The sequence below is a fragment of the Roseburia sp. 1XD42-34 genome (assembly GCF_009917385.1).
Taxonomy (GTDB): Bacteria; Bacillota; Bacilli; order Bacillales; family Amphibacillaceae; genus Virgibacillus.
Genome location: NZ_QWLJ01000015.1, coordinates 57,673 through 79,417 on the forward strand (window position 1 = coordinate 57,673; position 21,745 = coordinate 79,417).

Genomic DNA, 21,745 nt, shown 5'->3' on the forward strand with positions numbered 1-21,745 from the left:
TTTAGAAACATTGTTGGTTGTTTGTTCTTGAGTAATCAGGTAATTAATGAGTCAAGGGCCCTACATAAGTTGCCCTTAGCGGCAGCTCATTCTGAATACCCTGCAGTTTCTCAATAACAAATTTTGAAAAAATGTAAATTTACAAAGTGGGTGTTTGTATAACTGTTTAGACAGTTGGTCAATTTTAACTGTTGTATTTTTCTATAAGGAGATATTTAGCTTACAAATTTCATGTATAGAAACAATTGCGCTGTGTTTTCATGGAAGGCTGTGCTTGAATTATTTTGTCCTATTATTCCTAATTTTTATGTTGGTATGAAATTTGCAACAATAAATACAAAGGGGGGATAACAGTGGAAAAGTTAAGTTTTCATGACAAGTATCCTGTTTTTCCAAATAAACAGTATTTTTTGCAGCAGTATTCCGTAAATCCTTTTGCTGAGGAAGAAGAGCTTCTCGCCTCGATGATCGACAAGTTCGTGGAAGAACAAGTGGCTCCAAATTTAGATAAACTAGAAGCACATGATTATGACGTTGCTCGTGAATTGTTTCGAGCTACAGGTGAACTAGGTTTGTTAGGAGCTGAAGTACCTGAAGCTTACGGTGGTTTGGAAATGGGCAAGCGGACAGCGGGTGTCATTGCTGAAAAATTGGGGTATGGTGGGTCGTTTAGCGTATCTTTCAATATTCATACAGGTGTGGGCACATTACCATTTGTGTATTTTGGAACGGAAAAGCAAAAAGCCCGCTATTTACCGAAACTGGTTTCCGGAGAGTGGATCGGTGCATATGCATTAACAGAACCAGATGCTGGATCAGATGCTCTGTCTCCTAAAACGACTGCCAAGAAAACAGAGTCAGGATGGGTATTAAATGGAGAAAAACAATGGATAACGAACGCTCACATTGCACAAGTGTACGTCGTATTTGCGAATACCGTAGAAGGAATTACCGCTTTTATTGTTGAGCGTGACCAACCAGGTGTGTCTATAGGTCCAGAAGAAAAGAAGCTTGGGATCAAAGGTTCTTCGACAGCAACCTTAATTTTAGAAGATGTTTCATTGGCAAATGATTACATTCTTGGCGAAGTTGGGAAAGGACATAAAATTGCTTTAAATATATTAAATCTCGCCCGTTTAAAGCTCGCTTTTGCAAATATTGGGACTGCTAAGCAAGCGCTTCGTATTGCTGTAGAATATGGGAAGGAACGAAAACAGTTTAAGCAGCCAATTATTCACTTTGAAATGGTGCAGGAAAAACTGGCTAATATGGCGCTTGAAATTTATGGAGCCGAAAGTGCTGCGTATTATACTGCAAGTATGTTAGACGAGTTGGATCAAGATACAGAAGAGATATTGGAAAGACTAAGCAACTATGCGATGGCTTGCTCTATTAATAAAGTAAAAGCTTCAGAAGCCTTGGATTATGTTATCGATGAAGCAGTGCAAATCCACGGTGGGTATGGATATATGCAAGAGTACGAAGTAGAGCGTATCTATAGGGACGCCAGAATTAATCGAATCTTTGAAGGAACGAATGAAATTAATCGTCTCACAATTGCTAAAGCATTTTTAAAGCAATATACAAAAGATAACTCCGTCGTTCCGCCTGCTGAAAATGAAGAAAATATGTTTATTCGTTATGCGAATCAGTTGTTGCACTATGTTTTGAATGCGCTTTCCGAAGTAGGTGATCTCCAGCAGATGAATCAATTTTATTTGCATCGATTAGCTCTCATTTTAGAAGATATTTATCTGATGAAGACTGCAGAGATTAAAGCTGCATCGGAAAAGAACTCGTTAGCTACGCAATTAACCGACGTTCTTTGTGAGGAAGCATTCAGGCGTATTGAAAATCATACCACAATGTTTTTGGCTTCTATCCCAACCAAGAATGAACAATATGAGGAACAAATAAGCGATATCCGCTCATTACCTGTGACGTATTCGAATGTATTTGCCAAGAAGCAGGCAATTGCCAAAGAGATTATTGACCATAACGGCTATTAACCTCCACTTCAATGGAAACCTTTACTTCATAGAGACATTGTATGCGTAAGTGAACTCACTAAAAACGGGTACGAAATATCTTTGGGAAAAAGTAATTAAAAAGGGGGAAGAGCATGAAGCGAATTGGCTTTATCGGTTTAGGAAATATGGGCTTGCCCATGGCAACAGGATTAGTGAAAGAAGGTTATTCGGTTACGGGATATGATATTAATGAAAAGGCTGCACTTACATTTAAGAAGCGAGGTGGGGGAATTGCAACGAGTATCCATCAAGTGCTGGCTGTGAGTGATGTTATTTTGACGAGCCTCCCATCAGTGAAAGCGGTTGAAGAAGTGTTTTTGGGTGAAAGGGGGTTAGTTGAGCAAGGTGACAGCAGTAAGCTATTGGTTGACACAAGCACTGTCTCCCCTGAGCTAAATCAAATGCTTGATAAAGCGTGCAAGGAAAAAGACATTCCGTTTCTCGCTGCACCGGTAAGTGGTGGTGTAATTGGCGCTGAACAGCAAACGTTGACCGTTATGGTCGGAGGAAAAAAATCTGTATATAAGCAAGTCTTACCGGTTTTCGAAGTAATTGGCGGAAATGTTTTTCATGTGAATGAACAAATTGATAGTGGTACAACTGTGAAATTGATTAACAATCTGCTAATCGGGTTTTATACAGCGGGAGTAAGTGAAGCACTGCATATTGCCAATAAGAAAAACATTGATTTAAATGATTTGTATTCGATGCTCCATGTTAGCTATGGGCAAAGTCGTATATACGAACGAAATTATCAGACGTTTATTGCTAACAATGACTATGAACCTGGATTTTCTTTGAAGTTATTGCGCAAAGATTTGGAGTTTGCTATGCAAGTTGCAGAAGGAAATCAACTCGACTTACCAATGAGCAAAACATTATTATCTTTATATCAACAAGTGGAAAAAGAAGGCTATGGAGATCAGGATATGGCTGTTCTTTATCAACGGGTATTCGAGCAATCGAATAAAAGGGAGGCTGCGAAATGATTTCTCAAGAAGTGAAAGTCATGAAAAATTATATTGGAAATAAATGGGTTACGTCAACTGGTACGGAAAGACAAGATATTCCTAACCCAGCAACGGGCGAAATTATTGCACAAGTTGTACTATCTACAAAAGAGGATGTAGATCAGGCGGTAGCTGCTGCCAAAGTAGCTTACGAAGAATGGGCTAATGTACCTGTTCCTAACCGTTCACGCTTATTATTTACTTATTTGCAGTTGTTAAAAGAACATAAAGAGACATTAGCAAAAACCATTACGTTAGAAAATGGAAAATCATTACAAGACGCAAGGGGAGAAGTGCAACGGGGGATTGAAGTTGTAGAATTGGCCACTTCAACCCCAAATCTAATGATGGGTGACGCGCTGCCACAGATCGCGAGCGGTATTGATGGATCTATTTGGCGTTATCCGCTAGGTGTAGTCGCAGGAATTACACCGTTCAACTTTCCAATGATGGTCCCGCTTTGGATGTATCCGCTAGCCATTGCTTGTGGAAATACATTTGTGTTAAAAACGTCAGAAAGAACGCCGGTACTAGCAGAACGGTTAGTGGAGTTATTTTATGAAGCTGGCTTCCCTGATGGAGTTCTGAATCTGGTGCATGGTGGAAAAGATGTCGTCAATCGCGTATTGGAACACCCGGATATTGAGGCTATTTCCTTTGTGGGTTCAGAACCAGTTGCACAACATGTGTATCAGACTGGTACTGCACATGGAAAGCGCGTGCAAGCGTTGGCAGGTGCAAAAAATCACGCTATTGTCATGCCAGATTGTAATTTGGAAAAGACGGTGCAAGGGGTTATTGGTGCAGCATTCGGAAGTAGTGGTGAGCGTTGCATGGCTTGTTCTGTCGTAGCGGTTGTAGATGAAATTGCCGACGGTTTTTTGGAATTATTAATAGAAGAAACGAAGAAATTAAAGTCTGGTGACGGTTTAGATGAAACGACATTTGTCGGTCCATTAATTCGTCAGTCTCATAAAGATAAAGTGGTGCGTTATATTGACAAAGGAGTAGAGGAAGGTGCTGTGCTCTTAGTAGACGGAAGAACCATTAAGGAAGAGACACCAGATGGTTACTACGTCGGTGCGACTATTTTTGATCATGTTACACCAGATATGACCATTTGGCAGGATGAAATTTTTGCCCCTGTATTAAGTGTTGTTCGCGTGAAAGATTTACAAGAGGGCATTGAGCTTACAAATCAATCGGAATTTGCAAATGGAGCTGTGATTTATACAACAAGCGGGAAGTCTGCACAAACATTTCGTGAGCAGATTGATGCTGGTATGATTGGTGTAAATGTAAACGTACCTGCACCAATGGCTTTCTTTGCATTTGCTGGAAATAAAGCCTCATTTTATGGGGATTTAGGAACGAATGGAAAAGATGGTGTGCAATTTTATACGAGAAAGAAAGTGGTAACAGAGCGCTGGTTTTAACAGGATTATGTAATTAGAATTAGCCTGCTTTCCGTGATTAACACCCACGAAAAGCAGGCTTTTCTACGCCATTACGCAAAACCCTATCTTCCCTCTTCAGCTTGAAAAAAAGATTCAACTAGGGAATGAGGTATGTCAGATAACTGCTTATATTGATAGACAGGCTGTTTATCTTTATCGATAACAACAGATCTCACTCCTTCATAAAAGTCGTTTGTTTTTAAGAAGTTCTGCGCAATGATAAGATCGGTTTCTAGACAAGCAGCGAGCGACTTGTTTTCTCCGCGTATGAGCTGTTCCAACGTAACTTTCAAGGAAATAGGCGATTTGGATAGTATTGTATCTTTTGTCTTGACAGCGAATGGGTCAGAATCCGAGTTAAGAGACTCAATGATTTCTTCAATGGTTTGAAATGAAAAGTGCCGATCGATCTGTTCCTGATTGTTAGATAATAAGCTTTTACCTTCTGGGGTGCTTTCAACGTTCTGGATTAGTTGGGCTAATTTTGGCTCTACATCCGCTTCCTGTAACCAATTGATAGCATAGATTGCTTCTATCAAATGCTGTAATTGTGTTTCTCTTACATAGTAATCACCAGCATTGGCGTATAATATATCCTCGGCTGTTATGATATTGGATGTCAGAGCTAAATATCGTCCTGCATAACCAGGAGCTTGATTAAGGAAATAAGCTGCACCAACATCTGGGAAGAAGCTAATGTTCATCTCAGGCATCGCCCATTTCGTTTTTTCTGTTATAATGCGGTGGCTTGCTCCGTATGAAAGCCCGACACCTCCACCCATTACAACGCCATCAAGTAACGCGATGATAGGCTTAGGGAAATTAGCTACAAGCTTGTCTGTAGCATATTCGATCCGGAAAAATTCTACCGCTTTTTCAAAAGCTTTATGGTTTTCTTTTGCGTGATATAATGTTTTTATATCGCCACCTGCACAAAATCCTTTTTGGCCTTCTCCCTTTAAGATGACAATACGCACATCAGGATCTTTTTCCCATGCTAATAACGCATCGTGAATGGGTAGAAGCATATCTATCGTTAAAGAATTAATCGCTTTTGGTCGATTTAATGTAATGGTTGCAATTCCATGCTCTAGTTTGGAAAGTAAAACCTCGCTCATCGTTACGTTACCTCCTATGTATTATTGGTGGTGAAAATCAGGCTTACGCTTCTCAACAAATGCTTGAACTCCTTCCTTAGCGTCAGCTGTTAAGAATAACTCCCCGAAGATTTCGTTTTCCCTTTGTAAGCCATCTGCAAAAGATTTTCGTGCGCCTTGTACAACGCTTTCGACCGCTCTTGTAACACTTTGCATACTATTCCCTGCAACAAAGGAGTGAGCAATTGTTTTAGCAGCAGCCATTAGTTCATCCGCGGCAACTGTGACTTGAACAATCCCTAATTCCTGTGCTTGATAACTATCAATATGTTTCCCGGTAAGGATTAACTCTAATGCCGTTGCTACGCCAGTAATACGGGTAAGTCGTTGTGTTCCACCGAATGATGGGACAAGGCCGAGTTTCACTTCAGGTAAACCAACTGTTGCCTTATTCGAGGCAATTCGGTAGTGGCAGCCCATGGCTACTTCTAGCCCCCCGCCGAGTGCTGGTCCATTTATTGCTGCGATAACAGGTTTTTTCATAGCTTCTAATTCATTACATAGGTCCTGCCCTGCTTTAGACATATGAATTCCTTTTTGATAGTCTCCCATGGCAGGTACAAATTCTTTAATATTCGCACCAGCTGCAAAAAATTTTCCAGCACCAGTTAAAATAATGGCGTGTACATCGGATTGATTTTCAATTTGTTGGAGTGTTGTCCGCATTTCCGCAATCATAGCTGAAGATAGTGCGTTTGCCGGCGGTGAATCTAATGTCAAAATAGCAATGTGTTCTTCATAGGTTACTGTTAGATGATTTAATTCCATATCAAGCTCCTCCTTATTTCATGCAAAAATTGCTTTTGTATAAACAAAGCAAATCCTATGCCAAAGCTTACGTAGCGCATCAAGTAAAAGATGGGAGAGGCGCGCAGAAGCTTTGAATTCGTTGATTTGTTGTTTTTCTGTTCCCTTTACAATGAGGACCGAGTTCCATTTCATAAAAAAATCATGTATAACTGTCTATACAATTATACATGATATAAAAGTGATTCTACAAATTACTATTCATCTCTCATCTTTATTGATCGCTTTGATATGTTGTCCAAACGGAAAACAATGCAATTATTTTGGCAAAGCGATGACCGAAAGTTAAAATTAGGCGGCTTAGCCAATAACGCGGTAATTTTTATGAGCTACGACGGTCGTAGAGAAGCTGTGATTTAATTGAGTTAAATTATGTGCTTCTGAAATATCAACAATAATACTACGCTTGCAACTTGAAGGTAGCACTTTTCCTTGTAATACAACATCTTCCTTTTTAAATTCGATTATATCTCCTGGCTTGGCAGTTTTTGTATCGGGCTTAAACATAATATACCTCCTCTTCATCGAAAAAACCCGCATAAAATTTAATGAATTTGCTTGCTGTGAAGCAGCTTTAATTGTTTTTTTAATTCGTTTAATTCTCTTGTTTGCTCTCTATATTTGTGTTCCAATGCATGGAATGATTCAGATAATTGATTCATATTGGATACGGTTAAGCCAATTGTTTGCATCATACAACGAATGGTTTCTTTATCATCTGCCTGATAAACTCCCGGGGTGGCCTTGTTTTCAAGATTATGTTTGTCTAGGGTCGCGTATTCTGTTACTAATAAATTTTCAATCTCGGTACAACTATACCGTTCTTCTTTACATTGTTTAATGTATTTTAAAACATCGATTGCTTCAGGAAGATAAAAATTGCCTTCTTCCTCTTGAACTTTGGGAACATACATGGCAAATTGTTTTACCCATGTTGTCAGAATGGATGGTGGAACACCTACAATATGTGATAATCCTTGAAGGCTTAGTAATTCCACTAATGTCACCACTTTCTTAGGTAAGGTTATATGAAGTTGATCAAAAAGCACACTAAAAATGTGTCCTGGATATCTACGTTGGCGCTTGTTTCCTCGCTTTTTGATTACTTATTATAAGATATACTTTACCCGCAAAATAAATTACATGATATATGATATTGCATGGACATGGTAGTATTATGTAAAAATTGTGGAATAAATAAGTAATTTTTCTGAGATGAAAGGAGGTAGATTGCATACAGTGGTGTAAAGAGTGGTGGAAGAAGCATTTAAACAAAGATGTATATAGGAAAAAATTAATAATTGGTTGACGATACCTGAATTTTTGTAATATACTTTATTCAACAATGTTGAATAAAAGGAAACTGAATCGAATACTTATGTAATTAAATACAGCGAAGCGAATGTTTACGACAGGCTAAGGAATTTATTAATTCGCTATGTAACTGGAAGGAAGCTCGGCCCTTCCATGTGCTAACAAGTTGAAAACCAAGGATAACTCTAGAAATCAGTTGCTAGTTAATTGGTTGACCCTGTTTGGAGAACTAGGTCGTACCTTTATGATGTGAACAAATAATGAGGAGGTTTGCTTATATTGGAGTGATAAATCAACCTTAATAGCCTACTTTATATTGAAAACGCATTCTTTTAGGGGTGCTCTTCTTCGGAAGGGTACGAGATATAACCTACTGTGAGCATATCCCGAACGCCATATAAAGGTTGAAATTTAAAGTGACAGCTAGTTGTATGAAAAAGCTTTGGCATAAGGAAGGTCGTCTTCTGTGAAGACGATCTTCCATATAAAGGTTGAAATTTAAAGTGACAGCTAGTTGTATGAAAAAGCTTTGGCATAAGGAAGGTCGTCTTCTGTGAAGACGATCTTCCATATAAAGGTTGAAATTTAAAGTGACAGCTAGTTGTATGAAAAAGCTTTGGCATAAGGAAGGTCGTCTTCTGTGAAGAGAGGGGGAGGGAAATGAATTATCCTGATTTTATTCATCTTAAGGAAGTAGGTCCAAGAGATGGTTTGCAAAATGAGAAGGTGTTTATTGATACAGAAGATAAGGTGAAATGGATTAATATGTTATCAGAATCTGGAATTGGAGAGATTGAATATTCTTCATTTGTACACCCGAAATGGATTCCTCAATTAAAAGATGCTCGAGAAGTAGGCAGAAAAATAAAGCGAAATAAAAATGTGTTTTATTCTGCACTTGTTCCAAATCTAAAGGGATTAGAACATGCTTTAGAAGCGGGAATTGATGGAGCATCTGTATTCATGTCTGTCAGTGAAACACATAACAAAAAGAATATTAATAAAACGATTGCAGAAACGTATCCCGTATTACGCGAAGTAATCAGAGAAGCAAAGACGGCAGGTAAGAATGTGACTGGTTATGTGTCAACCGTTTTTGATTGTCCCTATGAAGGGAAGGTGGAGCCGGAGCAAGTACTTCGTGTATGTGATCAGCTGATTGCCAATGGGGTAGATGCAATTTCATTGGGAGATACAATTGGGACAGCAGTACCTTCCCAGGTCGAGAGTTTGTTGGAACGAATGCTGCCTCGTTTTAATCCGGAACAATTAATTCTTCATTTCCATGATACGCGAGGAATGGCAATAGCAAATATTCTGACGTCCCTGCAGTATGGCATTACACACTTTGACAGTTCAGTTGGAGGCTTGGGAGGTTGTCCATATGCAAAAGGAGCGGCAGGGAATGTGGCAACAAATGATGTCCTCTATCTGTTGCATGGTCTGGGCATCAAAACCGGTATTAAAGAAGAGAAAATGCAACAAGCTGCTCTATATATTCAAGATAAACTTGGCAAACAGCTACCGAGTAAAACGGTAGCCTTTCAGGCATCCAATTATTAGAAAAACTTGGCGACAAGCCAAGTTTTTCTAATAATTGGATGATACGAATAAAAAACACCTTCCTTCGTTTCTTCGTTGTAGTTTTCATTACTACAATTTATGAAAACGGGGGATTTTTTATTCTCTCTCCAAGCAGTCTACTAATTTCTATTTAAAAATAATTTAAATTAGGTGTTGACCTAATTTATTTTCTCCTATATGATGGTACTGCGACTAGCGCAATCGTTTGCATAAATAATGCAGGTGGTTTTATAAACAGTAAAGTTCGAGCTTATTACTAAGCTGTTTATAAAGAACTTACAACTAATTTAAGTGTATGTAAGCCAATATGACGCTAGCAAACGATTGCACAAAATGGCTGTTTTTATTACGATGGAGAGGGGAAGGCAACATGAAGAAGATGTTTTCATTTGATTTTTGGCAAAAATTAGGAAAAGCGCTGCTCGTTGTAGTTGCAGTTATGCCAGCTGCTGGAATTATGATCTCACTAGGAAAAGTTCTTGCGATGACTGGAGATATTTCGTTTATTCTAACTGCTGGTAAAGTGATGGAAGACATAGGTTGGGCGATTATAAATAATTTACATATATTATTTGCAGTTGCTATTGGAGGAGCATGGGCGAAAGAAAAAGCAGGAGGAGCCTTTGCTGCACTACTCGCATTTATTTTAATGAACCGAATTACTGGCGTCGTTTTTGGTGTAACAAATGATATGTTTACGGAAACCGAAGCTACGGTCACGTCCCTGTTTGGCAGTGATCTAGTTGTAGATAATTACTTTACAACCATTTTAGGAGCTCCAGCGCTTAATATGGGAGTATTCATCGGGATTATTTCGGGATTTGCCGGGGCGATCATTTATAACAAATATTACAATTATAGTAAATTACCCCAAGCTTTATCTTTTTTTAATGGCAAGCGATTTGTTCCTTTTGTAGTAATCCTATGGTCTGTTATCATTGCTTTTGTTATGTCTATTGTTTGGCCATTTATCCAAGGATTAATTAATGATTTTGGGATTTGGCTTGCAAGCTCAAAAGATTCAGCGCCATTCTTAGCACCATTTGCGATGGGGATGCTGGAACGTCTCTTACTACCATTCGGTTTGCATCATATGTTAACTGTTCCAATCAATTATACCGAACTAGGTGGGACGTATACGATTTTGACAGGAGCTACAGCAGGTGATACCGTAGCTGGACAAGATCCATTATGGTTAGCTTGGGTATCTGATTTGGTTAATTTAAAATCTGCTGGGGATATGGAAGCATATAATAGTTTATTACAAGACGTAACCCCAGCCAGGTTTAAGATGGGGCAAATGATTTTATCAACGGCAGTGTTAATGGGTGCAGCATTAGCGATGTATCGTAATGTGGATAAGGACAAGCGCGCAAAATATAAATCCATGTTCTTTTCTGCGGGTATTGCAGTATTCATTACCGGTGTAACAGAGCCGCTTGAATTTATGTTTATGTTCGCAGCTCCATTGCTTTATTTTGTCTATGCTGTTGTAGCAGGTTTAAGTTTTGCCGTTGCTGATCTGATCCATCTGCGTTTGCATTCTTTTGGTTTAGTCGAATTTTTTACACGGTTACCAATGGCAATCAATGCAGGGCTTATTGGGGATGTCATCAATTTTGTACTCACATGTCTTGTGTTTTTCATATTTAGTTATTTCTTATTTTATTTTTTCATCAAGAAATTAAACTTATCGACGCCTGGACGAGCTGGAAATTATTCGGATGATGATACTGTAACAACGATCGAAAATGGTGAAAAAGGAGCGGCTCAACAAGGGGATGAAGAAGTAATTACGATTGTTCATATGTTAGGTGGTAAAGAAAATATTGACGAAGTAGATGCATGTATGACTCGCTTACGTGTGTCATTGAAAGATGTAAAACAAGTTGCTCCAGAAACTGATTGGAAGAAAACAGGCGCAATGGGACTTGTCGTAAAAGGAACGGGTATTCAAGCTATATATGGACCTAAAGCGGATGTCTTGAAATCGAAAGTGCAGGATTATTTGGAGGATGAATCGTGAAGGTATTAACGTTAAATTGCCATTCTTGGCAGGAAGAAGCGCAATTAGAAAAACTGGCTATTTTAGCACAAGCAATTCATAAACAATCTTATGATGTAATTGCATTGCAGGAAGTGAGTCAGTCCATTGCAGCTAGGCGTATAAGCGGAGAGTTAAAAGAAGATAACTTTATTCTTTTGTTACAGCAGGAATTACAAGCGTTAGGATCCACCTATGAATTTGTCTGGGACTATGCACATATCGCCTATGATCAGTATGAAGAAGGAATTGCTTTATTAACAAAGCACAAGGTGATCAGCAAGCAGTCATTTTTTGTAAGCGAGAGTCAAGATCTGTCCTATTGGAAAGCTCGGAAAGCAGTTGGCATGACCATTGATATAGACGGAAAAGTGCTTGATTTTTATTCCTGTCATATGGGGTGGTGGAATGATAAGTCCGAGCCTTTCCAGAGGCAAATGGATCAATTGGTACATTGTGTCTTTAGTGATCGCCCCCATTTCTTAGCTGGTGATTTTAATAATGAAGCTGCAACAGAAAATGAAGGATATGATTATATTCAACAGTTAGGTTATTACGATACGTATCAATTGGCAAAAGAAAAGGATGCTGGTATCACTGTACAGGGTGATATTGCAGGCTGGACAAATAGTAATACGGAAAAGCGCATTGATTATATTTTTGCTTCTGAGAAGGTAAACGTTATTCGGTCCCAAGTCGTTTTTAATGGAGTGAATTTGCCCATTATTTCTGATCATTTTGGGGTCGAGGCAACCATTAAGTTGTAAGGGAGGAAAGACACTACGTATAGTATTGAAGGGAATAAACAATCTAGTCTATCCATTATATAAGGTGCTGTAAGATTCTCACTTCAAGAGCTGGATAAAACTATGCTGCCACAAGTCTAAATGGGAAACAACAGCACCTAGATGCCCTATTTCGTAAGAGGTCTTTAGGTCATGCCACTACGTATTAGCAAACCGTGGGGGATGAATGAAAACCTCCACTGGTTAAAGATACAACTTTATATATTTTTAATACTTTAATAACTAACAATATAAAAAGCAAATCGAAGAAGGAGTAGACAGCAATGAAAAAAATTTGGTGGAAAGAGGCAACCGCTTACCAAGTTTACCCACGTAGCTTTATGGATTCCAATGGCGATGGAATTGGTGATATTCAAGGTGTCATTAATAAGCTAGACTATATAAAGGATTTGGGCATTGATGTAATTTGGCTGAGTCCCGTTTATCAATCGCCAAATGATGATAATGGATACGATATTAGTGATTATCAAGCAATAATGGCTGAATTCGGTACGATGGAAGACTTTGATCAATTATTGGTAGAAGTTCATCAACGTGGAATGAAGTTAATTATGGATTTAGTTATTAATCATACATCTGACGAACACCCTTGGTTTATTGAATCAAGATCATCAAGGGATAACCCATATCGGGATTATTACATTTGGCATGAAGGCAAAAATGGTCAGGAGCCAAATAATTGGGCTTCTATATTTGGCGGGTCAGCATGGGAATATGACGCCAAAACAGAAGCCTATTATTTACATGTTTTCTCAAGAAAACAGCCGGATTTAAATTGGGAAAACCCAGAAGTACGCCAAAGCTTGTATAATATGGTTAACTGGTGGCTTGATAAGGGAATCGACGGCTTCCGTGTTGATGCTATTTCTCATATTAAAAAGAAACCAGGTTTTCCAGATGTACCAAATCCAGAGAACAAAAAATATGCTCCTTCATTTGCAGGTCACATGAACCAAGAAGGGATTCATACCTTTTTAGAAGAATTAAAACAAGAAACATTTGCGAAATATGATATTATGACTGTCGGCGAAGCAAATGGTGTTACAATCGAAGATGCGCATTTATGGGTTGGTGAAGAACAAGGAAAATTTAATATGGTATTCCAATTTGAACATCTCGATCTTTGGGGCACAAGCATTTCCGGTGGTTTAGACATTCACGCGTTGAAACAGATATTAACAAAATGGCAAAAAGGCTTGGAACAAAATGGCTGGAATGCTTTATTTTTAGAAAACCATGACCAGCCTCGCTCTGTATCTACTTGGGGGAATGACAAAGCGTATTGGCAGGAATCTGCAAAATGTTTAGCTACACTTTACTTCTTGATGCAAGGAACACCATTTATTTATCAAGGTCAAGAAATCGGTATGACCAATGTGCAATTTGATTCTATTGAAGATTATAATGATGTTTCCATCAAAAATTTGTATGCTGAAGAGCTGGAAAATGGCAAAAGCCACGAAGAGATTATGGAAATTATTTGGAAAAACAGTCGCGATAATTCAAGAACACCAATGCAGTGGAGTAACTATGAAAATGCTGGCTTTACTACAGGAACACCATGGCTTAGGGTGAATCCAAACTATAAGCAAATTAATGTCAAAGACCAACTAGCTGATCCAAATTCGATCTACCATTATTATCGTAAATTGGTTCAGTTAAGAAAGGAAAATGACATCTTTGTTTATGGACATTATGACCTTATTTTAGAAGAACACAATCAAATATATGCGTATACAAGAACGCAAGCTAATCAACAAGTATTAATCATTACGAATCTATTTGCTGAAGAAACGGAGTTTGTTTTACCAGAGTCTCTTCAATCAAGAAATGGAAAACTGCTGCTTGGCAATTATGCTGTGGAAACAGCTGATTCAATCAATTATATCCACTTAAAACCATATGAAGCCAGAGTGTATGAATTAGTTTAATGTAGCAAACAAAGAGGTTAGGTTGTCATAGAAACGGACAACCTAACTTCTTTGTTTATCTAGACTTTATCGGATAGGGCATGATAAAGCAGGCAAAAATTCAAAGTAAGATTTGACGTCCATTTTCTTCTATTCTATGATTAAATATATTTAAAAGTATGGCAATGATAACGAAAGCTTTCTATAACTGCTTTATAATTGAAAGCATGCATCTGCTACTAAAGTTTAATAAATGTAGTAATAATTGCTTTTGCAAACTCGTACAACCTCAAAAATGGTAGGAACTAAAAAGCGGAAGGAGAGAGTTACCATAAATCTGAATAATATTGGTGCAAAAATAAAACATATGCGTTTACGGGCAAAGAAAACACAGCAACAGGTTGCAGATGAATGTGGCATATCAAAAAGTTTGCTATCTAAAATAGAAAACGGGCAAACAGCATCAGCGATTGCTACATTGTCTAAAATAAGCGAAGCATTAAAGGTTCCGTTATCGTGGCTACTAGATGATCATGAAGATCGTGATCTCGTACTACTTCCTCGCAACAAACGACAATTTAAGGTGGGAGACGATAATATGGGATATTCCTATGAATTACTTGCTAATCGTTCCCAGTTTACAGGAGTTGAGCCAACCATTGTTCATGTTACACCCAGAGATATGAATGTTAGAGAAGAGTCTTATACCCATTCCCAAGATGAATTTATCTATGTTTTGGAAGGCGCTATCCATTTGCGTTATGAAGGTAAAAAACACTATATGGAACAAGGAGATAGTGCCTATTTTAAAGGGGATAAACCCCATTTGTTTATTCCAGTCAACAATGAGCCAGCACGAGTGCTGACCATTTTCATTGATAATAATCTGTAACAAATCAGTGAAGCAAAAGCTAAGCTGCATCTTTTCTTACCTACGCTGTAGTGGGTAGCATAGTGGACTATTTTGGAGCCATGGAAAAGGGGAGAAAACACACGTAACGTTAGCTTTTGTAAGTATTCAAGCTTTTGTTTCACTGATTATATTCAGTCCGTTGAAGAAATACATAAAAATTTAATTGGCTTATCCGTTTTATTATACCAATAGTGTGGTTTAGAAGAATCGAGAAATACGCAGTCATATGGTTGTAAAACATCTACGTAATCATCTACCTCAATCGTTAGGGTTCCTTCTAATACGTACAAAAACTCCTGACCTTTATGTGAAAAGTTATTTCCGCGATTTGCGCCTGGATCAAGAATGATTAAATTGGGAATAAACGCCGGATCTTTCATCCCACCAGACAAATCTTTATAAATAAAGCGATTCTCTGTTAAATTCGTCGTATCTACAATATTTCTAGTAATTGCTGAACGCGATTTTTCGTTTGTTTCACTAAAAAAATAACTAGGATTTACTCCTAACGATTCGGAAATTTTTTTAAGGGACTCTAAAGTAGCAGATGTTTTTCCATGCTCTAATTGTGATAAAAAGCTAATCGATAATCCAGTTTGCTGAGAGATGATTTTTAACGTGATTTTTTTTCGTTTGCGTAGTTTGTTTATTTTTTTTCCAATATGTGTGGTTTGTGTCATAGATTAGCCTCCTTTAAACTATGATTTTTTGTAATAAAGTAATTCTTTAATCAAGGCGCATTTTCATTCATATGCCACTGATTGTAGGATGAACGAATCGGATATTTAGGTGCTGTTATCTCCCACTTAGCCACAGATTATCCAACTACGGAAGTGGAAACCTTACAGCATTTTCATAAACAGGATAATAAACCTTCACTTTTGACTAACATTTTGAATATAGAAAACCGATTCCGTTTTATCATTCAGAATAAGTTGACGAAAAAGCTGAAACTATCATATAATTTAGTTAACCATAATTTAAGTAATACTTAAATAGTTTTAGGGTAAAATTTTTGAAATTTACTACCGTTTCCACTATATTGTACGGGAAAAGTATTGCACTTTCTAACTAACCATCATTTTGTCCAAAGAGGATAAGAGGTGGAAGCAATCTTCATCGTTTTCAAAATGTAGTATACAAGATTATGGTTTTTAGCAGGAATTTTCTTAATAATTGAAAACGCTTCCTGTGTCTAGGGAGAATGATTTTTGAGGAGGTTTTTTTGTATGGTAGTACCTTATAAGCATGAGCCGTTTACAGATTTTACAGTCGAAGAAAACAGACAGCAGATGCTAGCAGCTTTAGAAAAAGTAGAGAAAGACCTTGGCAAGGAGTACCCATTAATTATTGGTGGCGAGCGCATTACGACCGAAGAAAAAATTATTTCTGTAAATCCTGCGAAAAAAGATGAAGTAGTTGGCTATGTTTCCAAAACCAATCAAGAATTGGCTGAAAAAGCAATGCAAGTAGCAGATGAAACATTTACAACATGGCGTAAATCCGATCCGAAGTTCCGAGCTGATTTGTTATTTCGTGCAGCAGCTATTATTCGTCGCAGAAAACATGAATTTACTGCGCATTTAATAAAAGAAGGCGGTAAACCGTGGAAAGAAGCTGATGCAGATACTGCTGAGGCAATTGACTTTTTGGAATATTATGGCAGGCAAATGCTTGAACTAAAAGATGGTGTAAAAGTGAACAGCCGTCCAACGGAACATAACCAATTTCATTATATTCCATTAGGAGTAGGTGTTGTTATCTCACCGTGGAATTTCCTATTTGCTATTATGGCTGGGACTACTGTTGCAGCTATGGTTACTGGAAATACGGTTTTATTAAAACCAGCTAGTGCAACACCAGTTATTGCATATAAATTTATGGAAGTACTAGAAGAAGCTGGTCTTCCAGCGGGTGTAATTAACTATATTCCAGGGTCTGGGAAAGAGGTCGGGGATTACTTAGTTGATCATCCTCGTACTCGTTTTGTAAGCTTTACAGGCTCACGTGAAGTAGGAACACGTATTTTTGAACGTGCAGCCGTTGTACACGAAGGGCAGAAGTGGCTAAAGCGAACGATTATCGAAATGGGTGGAAAAGATACCATAGTTGTGGACAGCGAGGCCGATTTAGAGCTAGCAGCTCAATCTATTGTACAGTCTGCCTTTGGTTTTTCAGGTCAAAAATGTTCTGCTTGTTCTCGCGCTGTTATCCATGAGGATGTATATGACGAAGTGAAAACACGTGTTGTAGAGTTAGCGGCGGAAACAACCGTAGGCGATCCACATGATAATTCCTATTATATGGGACCAGTTATAGATCAGGCAGCATATGATAAGATAATGAGTTATATCGATATTGGCAAGCAAGAAGGAAAACTCCTAGTTGGTGGAGAAGGTGATGATAGCAAAGGCTGGTTCATTAAGCCGACCGTATTTGCAGATGTGGACCCGAAAGCTCGGATTATGCAAGAAGAAATTTTTGGCCCAGTTGTCGGACTAACTAAGGCGAAGAACTTTACAGAAGCAATAGAGATTGCAAATAATACCGAGTATGGATTGACAGGAGCGGTGATTACAAACAATCGCGCCCATCTAGAACAGGCTAGAGAGGACTTCCATGTTGGAAACCTATACTTTAACCGTGGTTGTACAGCAGCGATTGTAGGTTATCAACCATTTGGCGGATTCAATATGTCTGGAACGGACTCCAAAGCAGGAGGACCAGATTACTTAATTCAACATATGCAAGGGAAAACGACTTCGGAAATGTTTTAAACTGAGTAAAAACAAATTTATAAAAGTAAATAAGGAGCTTTCTGCTTTCCGAATAGAATAATAATATCTCCCTCTATTTGCTCATTGCATTAATATGGCAACCAGAGGGAGATAGACTTTACCCCGTTATATAGCTGGAAGGAAGGGCTGGTCTTTCATTCTAGAAGGAGAAACCAAATAGGGGAGTCGATTACCCAAGTCCAATCCCCATTCCTAAGCAAAGGCCTTTAAGGGGATACCTTTACAGTGTGAACAAAACCGTGGGGTGTCTAAGTCCTTTAAATGAAAATTTATTCTTATGTTAAAAAGCTTTTACTAGCTTACTATAACACTAATATTCTATCTAACGTATATGTTCAAAAAAGGGTTTAGTAGAAGATCAGATATGTATTGCAACTACATGACCGCTAATATAAGCTGCTTCAAAAACCGTTTACGCTTAAATAAGGGTAACTCTCTTCCGCAGAACGGAGAAGCAAACTAACTAGAAACAGCGATGTGTAAATTGTTAGCGTACTATTTGAACAACCTCTATAAAAAGCTTGGGAGATAGTTGGGAGGTAAGATTACATGGAGCAAATAATGCGGAATTTCTTTTTGTTTCTATCAAACAATAAAACGCTCACAAAAGCGGCGAAAAAATACGGCTTTCGTTTTGGCGCTTCCCGGTTTGTTGCTGGTGTGACTATTCATGAAGCAGCAAACAAAATTAAAGCTTTAAATGATAAAGGGTTTGTTGTAACTGTTGACCACTTAGGTGAGTTTATTGATAGTGAATTTGAAGCGAAACAGTCTGCGGAAGAATGCATTACGGCTATCAAAGTAATTGCTAAAGAACAATTACAAGCAGAACTATCTTTAAAACTGACGTCACTTGGGCTAGATATATCACATGAACTTGTTATGGAGAATATGCGTAAAATTTTACAAGCAGGAAAAGAGCATGGGATTACAATAACGATTGATATGGAAGACTATGCAAGATTAGAGCAAACGTTAACTATTTTCACAACCTTAAAGCAAGAATTTGATAATCTAGGAACGGTATTGCAAGCTTATTTATATCGTGTAGAGGAAGATTTACAAGCATTAAGCGAGTATAATCCATATTTACGGTTAGTAAAGGGCGCGTACAAAGAATCAGAAACCGTTGCTTTTCCAGATAAAACCGATGTCGATCAAAATTATAAAAAAATAATTAAGCAAAGTTTGTTAAATGGAAATTATACTGCAATAGCAACGCACGATGATAATATTATTGCGTACACGAAAGAGCTCGAACAGACTTGCGATATACCGCGTACACAGTTTGAATTTCAAATGCTCTATGGAATTCGTCTTGAGCTGCAGGAACGATTATTACAAGAAGGTTATAAAGTTCGAATATATTTACCTTATGGAGATGATTGGTTTGGCTATAATATGCGCCGTTTAGCGGAACGCCCTGCTAATGTAGCATTTGTGTTGAAGGGGGTCTTTAAAAAATAGCCAGTGTAAATGGTGAAAGAGGTGCTCTAAACTCGGTAATAGTACGGAGTTACTTACAAAAAACTAAGATTATTAAAAAATGTTGTTAGATACTGTAAAAAAAGGTGCTTATGGATAACTAGATACATCTGGATCCATAGTCTTAGCCACTAGCGACTTCACTCCATTGCTCTCCCAATGATAAGTCATCGTCGGTTTGTTGCTAAGAGGAAGTCCTACTAAAGACGGATATACAGCTCCACGGTCGGTATATTCCTATTGCAAGAGCATGGAGTATGATTCATTCCTTTATCTCAGTGAATCATGTTTCAGTCGCTTTATTACTAACCCGTCGCTTGCACCTCTGTACATGGATAATGAAAGGATTGTTTTATGTTAATTTTATCGGAAAAAGAAATTCAGACCCATTATTTTATACAGGATGCTATTAGAGATTTAAAGCAGGGATTGCAAGCAAAAAATAATGGAATGATTAAGAATCCGCCTCGGACAGTGATGGAGATTCCGAAATACAATGCTTCTGGTTTGTATATGCCGAGTGCGGATTTATCATTAGAGATTGCTTCTGTAAAAGTAGTAAGTATATTTCCAGAGAATCCGAAACACCAAAAACCTACTACACAAGGTGTACTACTGCTTACAGACGCTGCAAACGGAGAGCATATTTGTTTGATGGAAGCATCATTCTTAACAAGGTTACGTACTGGAGCTTTAAGTGGACTTGCTACGGAAAAAATGGCGCGATTTAATGCTAAAATACTAGGGGTTATTGGTACTGGTTCGATGGCCTTTGAACAAGTATTAGGTGTGTTAGCTGTTCGAGAGATAGAAGATATTATTTTATTTAATCGCACATTTGAAAGAGCAGTGCACTTTAAAGAGAAATTGCAAACATGGGGAGTGACGACTTCGATTCAGGTCGTGCGAGATGTTCAAGATGTTATGCAATCAGCGGATATTGTCGCTTGTAGTACAAGATCAAATACTCCTGTGTTTAATGGGAAAGATATTCAGCCGGGCACACATATAAATGGAGTTGGGTCCTTTCTTCCTACGATGAGAGAGGTAGATGTAGAGACGATCATAAGAGCTGATCAAATCGTGGTGGATGATTTGGCGAGTGCGAAAGAAGAAGCGGGAGAATTAATCTATGCAGCGGAACAAAGTGAGTGGAGCTTTTCAAATGTTACTGCGCAATTAAATGAGTTGATTGATTACCCAAATTTGATTCGGTCATCTCATGAGGCGATTACATTTTTTAAGTCGGTAGGGACTGCTTATTTTGATTTAGCTGTAGCTAGAGGTATTTACTCAAAAGCTATTTCACTTGGTTTCGGTCAAAAGATGCAATGAGTTGTTTGTTAGCTGCATGAATGATGGACAAAAACCAGTTAAATGCCTACCATAAACTTAACAACAAATTTCTTTAGTGGGATTTCGAATGGCTATGATTTAAAAGGAAAAAGATAAGAATTCATAATAGGAATGGATAGTAAAAGATTATTAGAAAACGACGTCATTTTACCTTACACTAAAGGTAGGAGGGGATAAAATGGCATTTTATTATGAAAAACTGGACCATGTGCAGCTGGCTGCGCCAAAAGATCAAGAACAAACGGCGAAAGATTTTTATGTTACCTTTTTAGGTTTTCAAGAAATCGCTAAACCCCAAGCTTTACAAAAAAATGGCGGTATATGGGTGCAATCGGGAGATGTTCATTTGCATATTGGGATAGAAGAAGACTTTACACCTGCTAAAAAGGCTCATCCTGCTATTTATGTAAGGAATTTGGTCGTATTGAAAAAACATGTAAGAGATCACGGTGTGCCTATTGTGGAAGACGAACGATTGCCTGGTTTTCAACGTTTCTATATCTTTGATCCATTTGGGAACCGGTTAGAGTTTTTGGAGAAACGATAACCCATTTTTTCTCCCTGCTGGTTAGTTTATGAGCTGGATCAACCCCCATGTCGCCAAGTTTAAGTGCGTAGTCTAATGCCCTCGAAAAAAGTTCTTTAGGAGATCTTACACCTTTGGACTAGTAACGATTATTAATGGGTGCATGAAAATCGCACTAAAAACGGTGTTTTTTATCAGAATAATAATAATGTTAGTTTAATTTGATGGGGGGTTGTTTCTTCATTGGTAAATGCTATACTAGTTACATTCCAATAAAATATGGTTTTCATATAATAGCAAGAATAGGGCTTGCGAGTTTCTACCGGTTTACCGTAAATAAACCGACTATGAAAATAACTGATCTGAATTGTATTTATTCCTAATACGGTTCTTTTGCCTTTTACTCGAAAATCAGTTTCCGTTCATAGTTTGGCTTGCGGAACTGGAGTTTCGAGTTTTTTGTTGTACCTAAGAACAAAGGCGCAGAGCGCCCGTTTAGCAACGTAGCGACTGGAACGAAGCAACTGAGATAAAGGAATCACGGTGAG

Annotated in this window: 17 protein-coding genes and 1 riboswitch; of the genes, 12 read left to right on the forward strand and 5 right to left on the reverse strand. The window is 38.1% G+C overall.

Annotated features, from left to right (window positions below):
- Positions 1-353 precede the first annotated feature (353 nt).
- From D1839_RS10435 to D1839_RS10445, 3 genes are all read left to right on the forward strand, one after another.
- Positions 354-2,009, forward strand: coding sequence for an acyl-CoA dehydrogenase family protein (locus D1839_RS10435; RefSeq protein WP_199690065.1), 1,656 nt, complete (start codon positions 354-356; stop codon positions 2,007-2,009).
- A gap of 113 nt (positions 2,010-2,122) precedes the next feature.
- Positions 2,123-3,019, forward strand: coding sequence for an NAD(P)-dependent oxidoreductase (locus D1839_RS10440; RefSeq protein WP_120379845.1), 897 nt, complete (start codon positions 2,123-2,125; stop codon positions 3,017-3,019).
- Positions 3,016-4,476 carry a CoA-acylating methylmalonate-semialdehyde dehydrogenase gene (locus D1839_RS10445; RefSeq protein ID WP_120379846.1) on the forward strand — a complete coding sequence of 487 codons (1,461 nt, stop codon included), beginning with the start codon at positions 3,016-3,018 and terminating at the stop codon, positions 4,474-4,476. The genes D1839_RS10440 and D1839_RS10445 overlap by 4 nt, the downstream gene beginning before the upstream one ends.
- 83 nt (positions 4,477-4,559) lie before the next feature.
- On the opposite strand, the gene D1839_RS10450 is transcribed toward D1839_RS10445, so the two are convergent.
- The 4 genes from D1839_RS10450 to D1839_RS10465 form a co-directional block, all read right to left on the reverse strand.
- Positions 4,560-5,615 carry an enoyl-CoA hydratase/isomerase family protein gene (locus D1839_RS10450; RefSeq protein WP_120379847.1) on the reverse strand — a complete coding sequence of 352 codons (1,056 nt, stop codon included), beginning with the start codon at positions 5,613-5,615 and terminating at the stop codon, positions 4,560-4,562.
- A gap of 21 nt (positions 5,616-5,636) precedes the next feature.
- On the reverse strand, positions 5,637-6,422 hold the full coding sequence (locus D1839_RS10455; RefSeq protein WP_120379848.1) for an enoyl-CoA hydratase-related protein: 786 nt from the start codon (positions 6,420-6,422) through the stop codon (positions 5,637-5,639).
- 339 nt (positions 6,423-6,761) lie between these two features.
- Complete coding sequence (locus D1839_RS10460; RefSeq protein ID WP_050350152.1) at positions 6,762-6,968, reverse strand: YkvS family protein; 207 nt, start codon at positions 6,966-6,968, stop codon at positions 6,762-6,764.
- A 38-nt stretch (positions 6,969-7,006) separates the two neighbouring features.
- Positions 7,007-7,510, reverse strand: coding sequence for a MerR family transcriptional regulator (locus D1839_RS10465; RefSeq protein ID WP_166554449.1), 504 nt, complete (start codon positions 7,508-7,510; stop codon positions 7,007-7,009).
- A 925-nt stretch (positions 7,511-8,435) separates the two neighbouring features.
- On the opposite strand from D1839_RS10465, the gene D1839_RS10470 reads away from it, so the two are divergent.
- The 5 genes from D1839_RS10470 to D1839_RS10490 all read left to right on the forward strand — a co-directional run bounded on the left by D1839_RS10470 (position 8,436) and on the right by D1839_RS10490 (position 15,011).
- Positions 8,436-9,338 (forward strand): hydroxymethylglutaryl-CoA lyase, encoded by a 903-nt coding sequence (locus D1839_RS10470; protein WP_120379850.1) that lies wholly within the window; start codon positions 8,436-8,438, stop codon positions 9,336-9,338.
- Between the two features lie 391 nt (positions 9,339-9,729).
- The gene (locus tag D1839_RS10475) at positions 9,730-11,385 is read left to right on the forward strand and encodes a PTS transporter subunit IIBC (protein ID WP_120379851.1); all 1,656 of its coding nucleotides are present in this window, start codon (positions 9,730-9,732) and stop codon (positions 11,383-11,385) included.
- On the forward strand, positions 11,382-12,170 hold the full coding sequence (locus D1839_RS10480; protein ID WP_120379852.1) for an endonuclease/exonuclease/phosphatase family protein: 789 nt from the start codon (positions 11,382-11,384) through the stop codon (positions 12,168-12,170). The genes D1839_RS10475 and D1839_RS10480 overlap by 4 nt, the downstream gene beginning before the upstream one ends.
- 302 nt (positions 12,171-12,472) lie before the next feature.
- On the forward strand, positions 12,473-14,140 hold the full coding sequence (locus D1839_RS10485) for a glycoside hydrolase family 13 protein (protein WP_120379853.1): 1,668 nt from the start codon (positions 12,473-12,475) through the stop codon (positions 14,138-14,140).
- A gap of 250 nt (positions 14,141-14,390) precedes the next feature.
- Positions 14,391-15,011, forward strand: coding sequence for a helix-turn-helix domain-containing protein (locus D1839_RS10490; RefSeq protein WP_199690066.1), 621 nt, complete (start codon positions 14,391-14,393; stop codon positions 15,009-15,011).
- Positions 15,012-15,163: 152 nt separating this feature from the next.
- Here the strand turns inward: D1839_RS10490 and D1839_RS10495 are convergent, their stop codons facing one another.
- Positions 15,164-15,712, reverse strand: coding sequence for a helix-turn-helix domain-containing protein (locus D1839_RS10495; protein WP_120379854.1), 549 nt, complete (start codon positions 15,710-15,712; stop codon positions 15,164-15,166).
- Positions 15,713-16,261: 549 nt separating this feature from the next.
- On the opposite strand from D1839_RS10495, the gene pruA reads away from it, so the two are divergent.
- The 4 genes from pruA (at position 16,262) to D1839_RS10515 (ending at position 21,218) form a co-directional block, all read left to right on the forward strand.
- Positions 16,262-17,809, forward strand: a complete 1,548-nt coding sequence (pruA, locus tag D1839_RS10500) for an L-glutamate gamma-semialdehyde dehydrogenase (RefSeq protein WP_120379855.1) — start codon at positions 16,262-16,264, stop codon at positions 17,807-17,809.
- 570 nt (positions 17,810-18,379) lie between these two features.
- The gene (locus D1839_RS10505) at positions 18,380-19,297 is read left to right on the forward strand and encodes a proline dehydrogenase family protein (RefSeq protein ID WP_120379856.1); all 918 of its coding nucleotides are present in this window, start codon (positions 18,380-18,382) and stop codon (positions 19,295-19,297) included.
- A gap of 372 nt (positions 19,298-19,669) precedes the next feature.
- The gene (locus D1839_RS10510; RefSeq protein WP_120379857.1) at positions 19,670-20,650 is read left to right on the forward strand and encodes an ornithine cyclodeaminase family protein; all 981 of its coding nucleotides are present in this window, start codon (positions 19,670-19,672) and stop codon (positions 20,648-20,650) included.
- 199 nt (positions 20,651-20,849) lie between these two features.
- Positions 20,850-21,218, forward strand: coding sequence for a VOC family protein (locus D1839_RS10515; RefSeq protein WP_120379858.1), 369 nt, complete (start codon positions 20,850-20,852; stop codon positions 21,216-21,218).
- Between the two features lie 245 nt (positions 21,219-21,463).
- Positions 21,464-21,565: riboswitch (purine riboswitch) on the forward strand.
- Positions 21,566-21,745 lie beyond the last annotated feature (180 nt).

What these genes read in the sequence shown, in the direction of transcription:
- D1839_RS10440 (WP_120379845.1), top strand. Translation starts at nt 2,123, where the DNA reads ATGAAGCGAATTGGCTTTATCGGTTTAGGAAATATGGGCTTGCCCATG.
- D1839_RS10445 (WP_120379846.1), top strand. Translation starts at nt 3,016, where the DNA reads ATGATTTCTCAAGAAGTGAAAGTCATGAAAAATTATATTGGAAATAAA.
- D1839_RS10450 (WP_120379847.1), bottom strand. Translation starts at nt 5,615, where the DNA reads ATGAGCGAGGTTTTACTTTCCAAACTAGAGCATGGAATTGCAACCATT.
- D1839_RS10455 (WP_120379848.1), bottom strand. Translation starts at nt 6,422, where the DNA reads ATGGAATTAAATCATCTAACAGTAACCTATGAAGAACACATTGCTATT.
- D1839_RS10460 (WP_050350152.1), bottom strand. Translation starts at nt 6,968, where the DNA reads ATGTTTAAGCCCGATACAAAAACTGCCAAGCCAGGAGATATAATCGAA.
- D1839_RS10470 (WP_120379850.1), top strand. Translation starts at nt 8,436, where the DNA reads ATGAATTATCCTGATTTTATTCATCTTAAGGAAGTAGGTCCAAGAGAT.
- D1839_RS10475 (WP_120379851.1), top strand. Translation starts at nt 9,730, where the DNA reads ATGAAGAAGATGTTTTCATTTGATTTTTGGCAAAAATTAGGAAAAGCG.
- D1839_RS10485 (WP_120379853.1), top strand. Translation starts at nt 12,473, where the DNA reads ATGAAAAAAATTTGGTGGAAAGAGGCAACCGCTTACCAAGTTTACCCA.
- D1839_RS10495 (WP_120379854.1), bottom strand. Translation starts at nt 15,712, where the DNA reads ATGACACAAACCACACATATTGGAAAAAAAATAAACAAACTACGCAAA.
- pruA (WP_120379855.1), top strand. Translation starts at nt 16,262, where the DNA reads ATGGTAGTACCTTATAAGCATGAGCCGTTTACAGATTTTACAGTCGAA.
- D1839_RS10505 (WP_120379856.1), top strand. Translation starts at nt 18,380, where the DNA reads ATGGAGCAAATAATGCGGAATTTCTTTTTGTTTCTATCAAACAATAAA.
- D1839_RS10510 (WP_120379857.1), top strand. Translation starts at nt 19,670, where the DNA reads ATGTTAATTTTATCGGAAAAAGAAATTCAGACCCATTATTTTATACAG.
- D1839_RS10515 (WP_120379858.1), top strand. Translation starts at nt 20,850, where the DNA reads ATGGCATTTTATTATGAAAAACTGGACCATGTGCAGCTGGCTGCGCCA.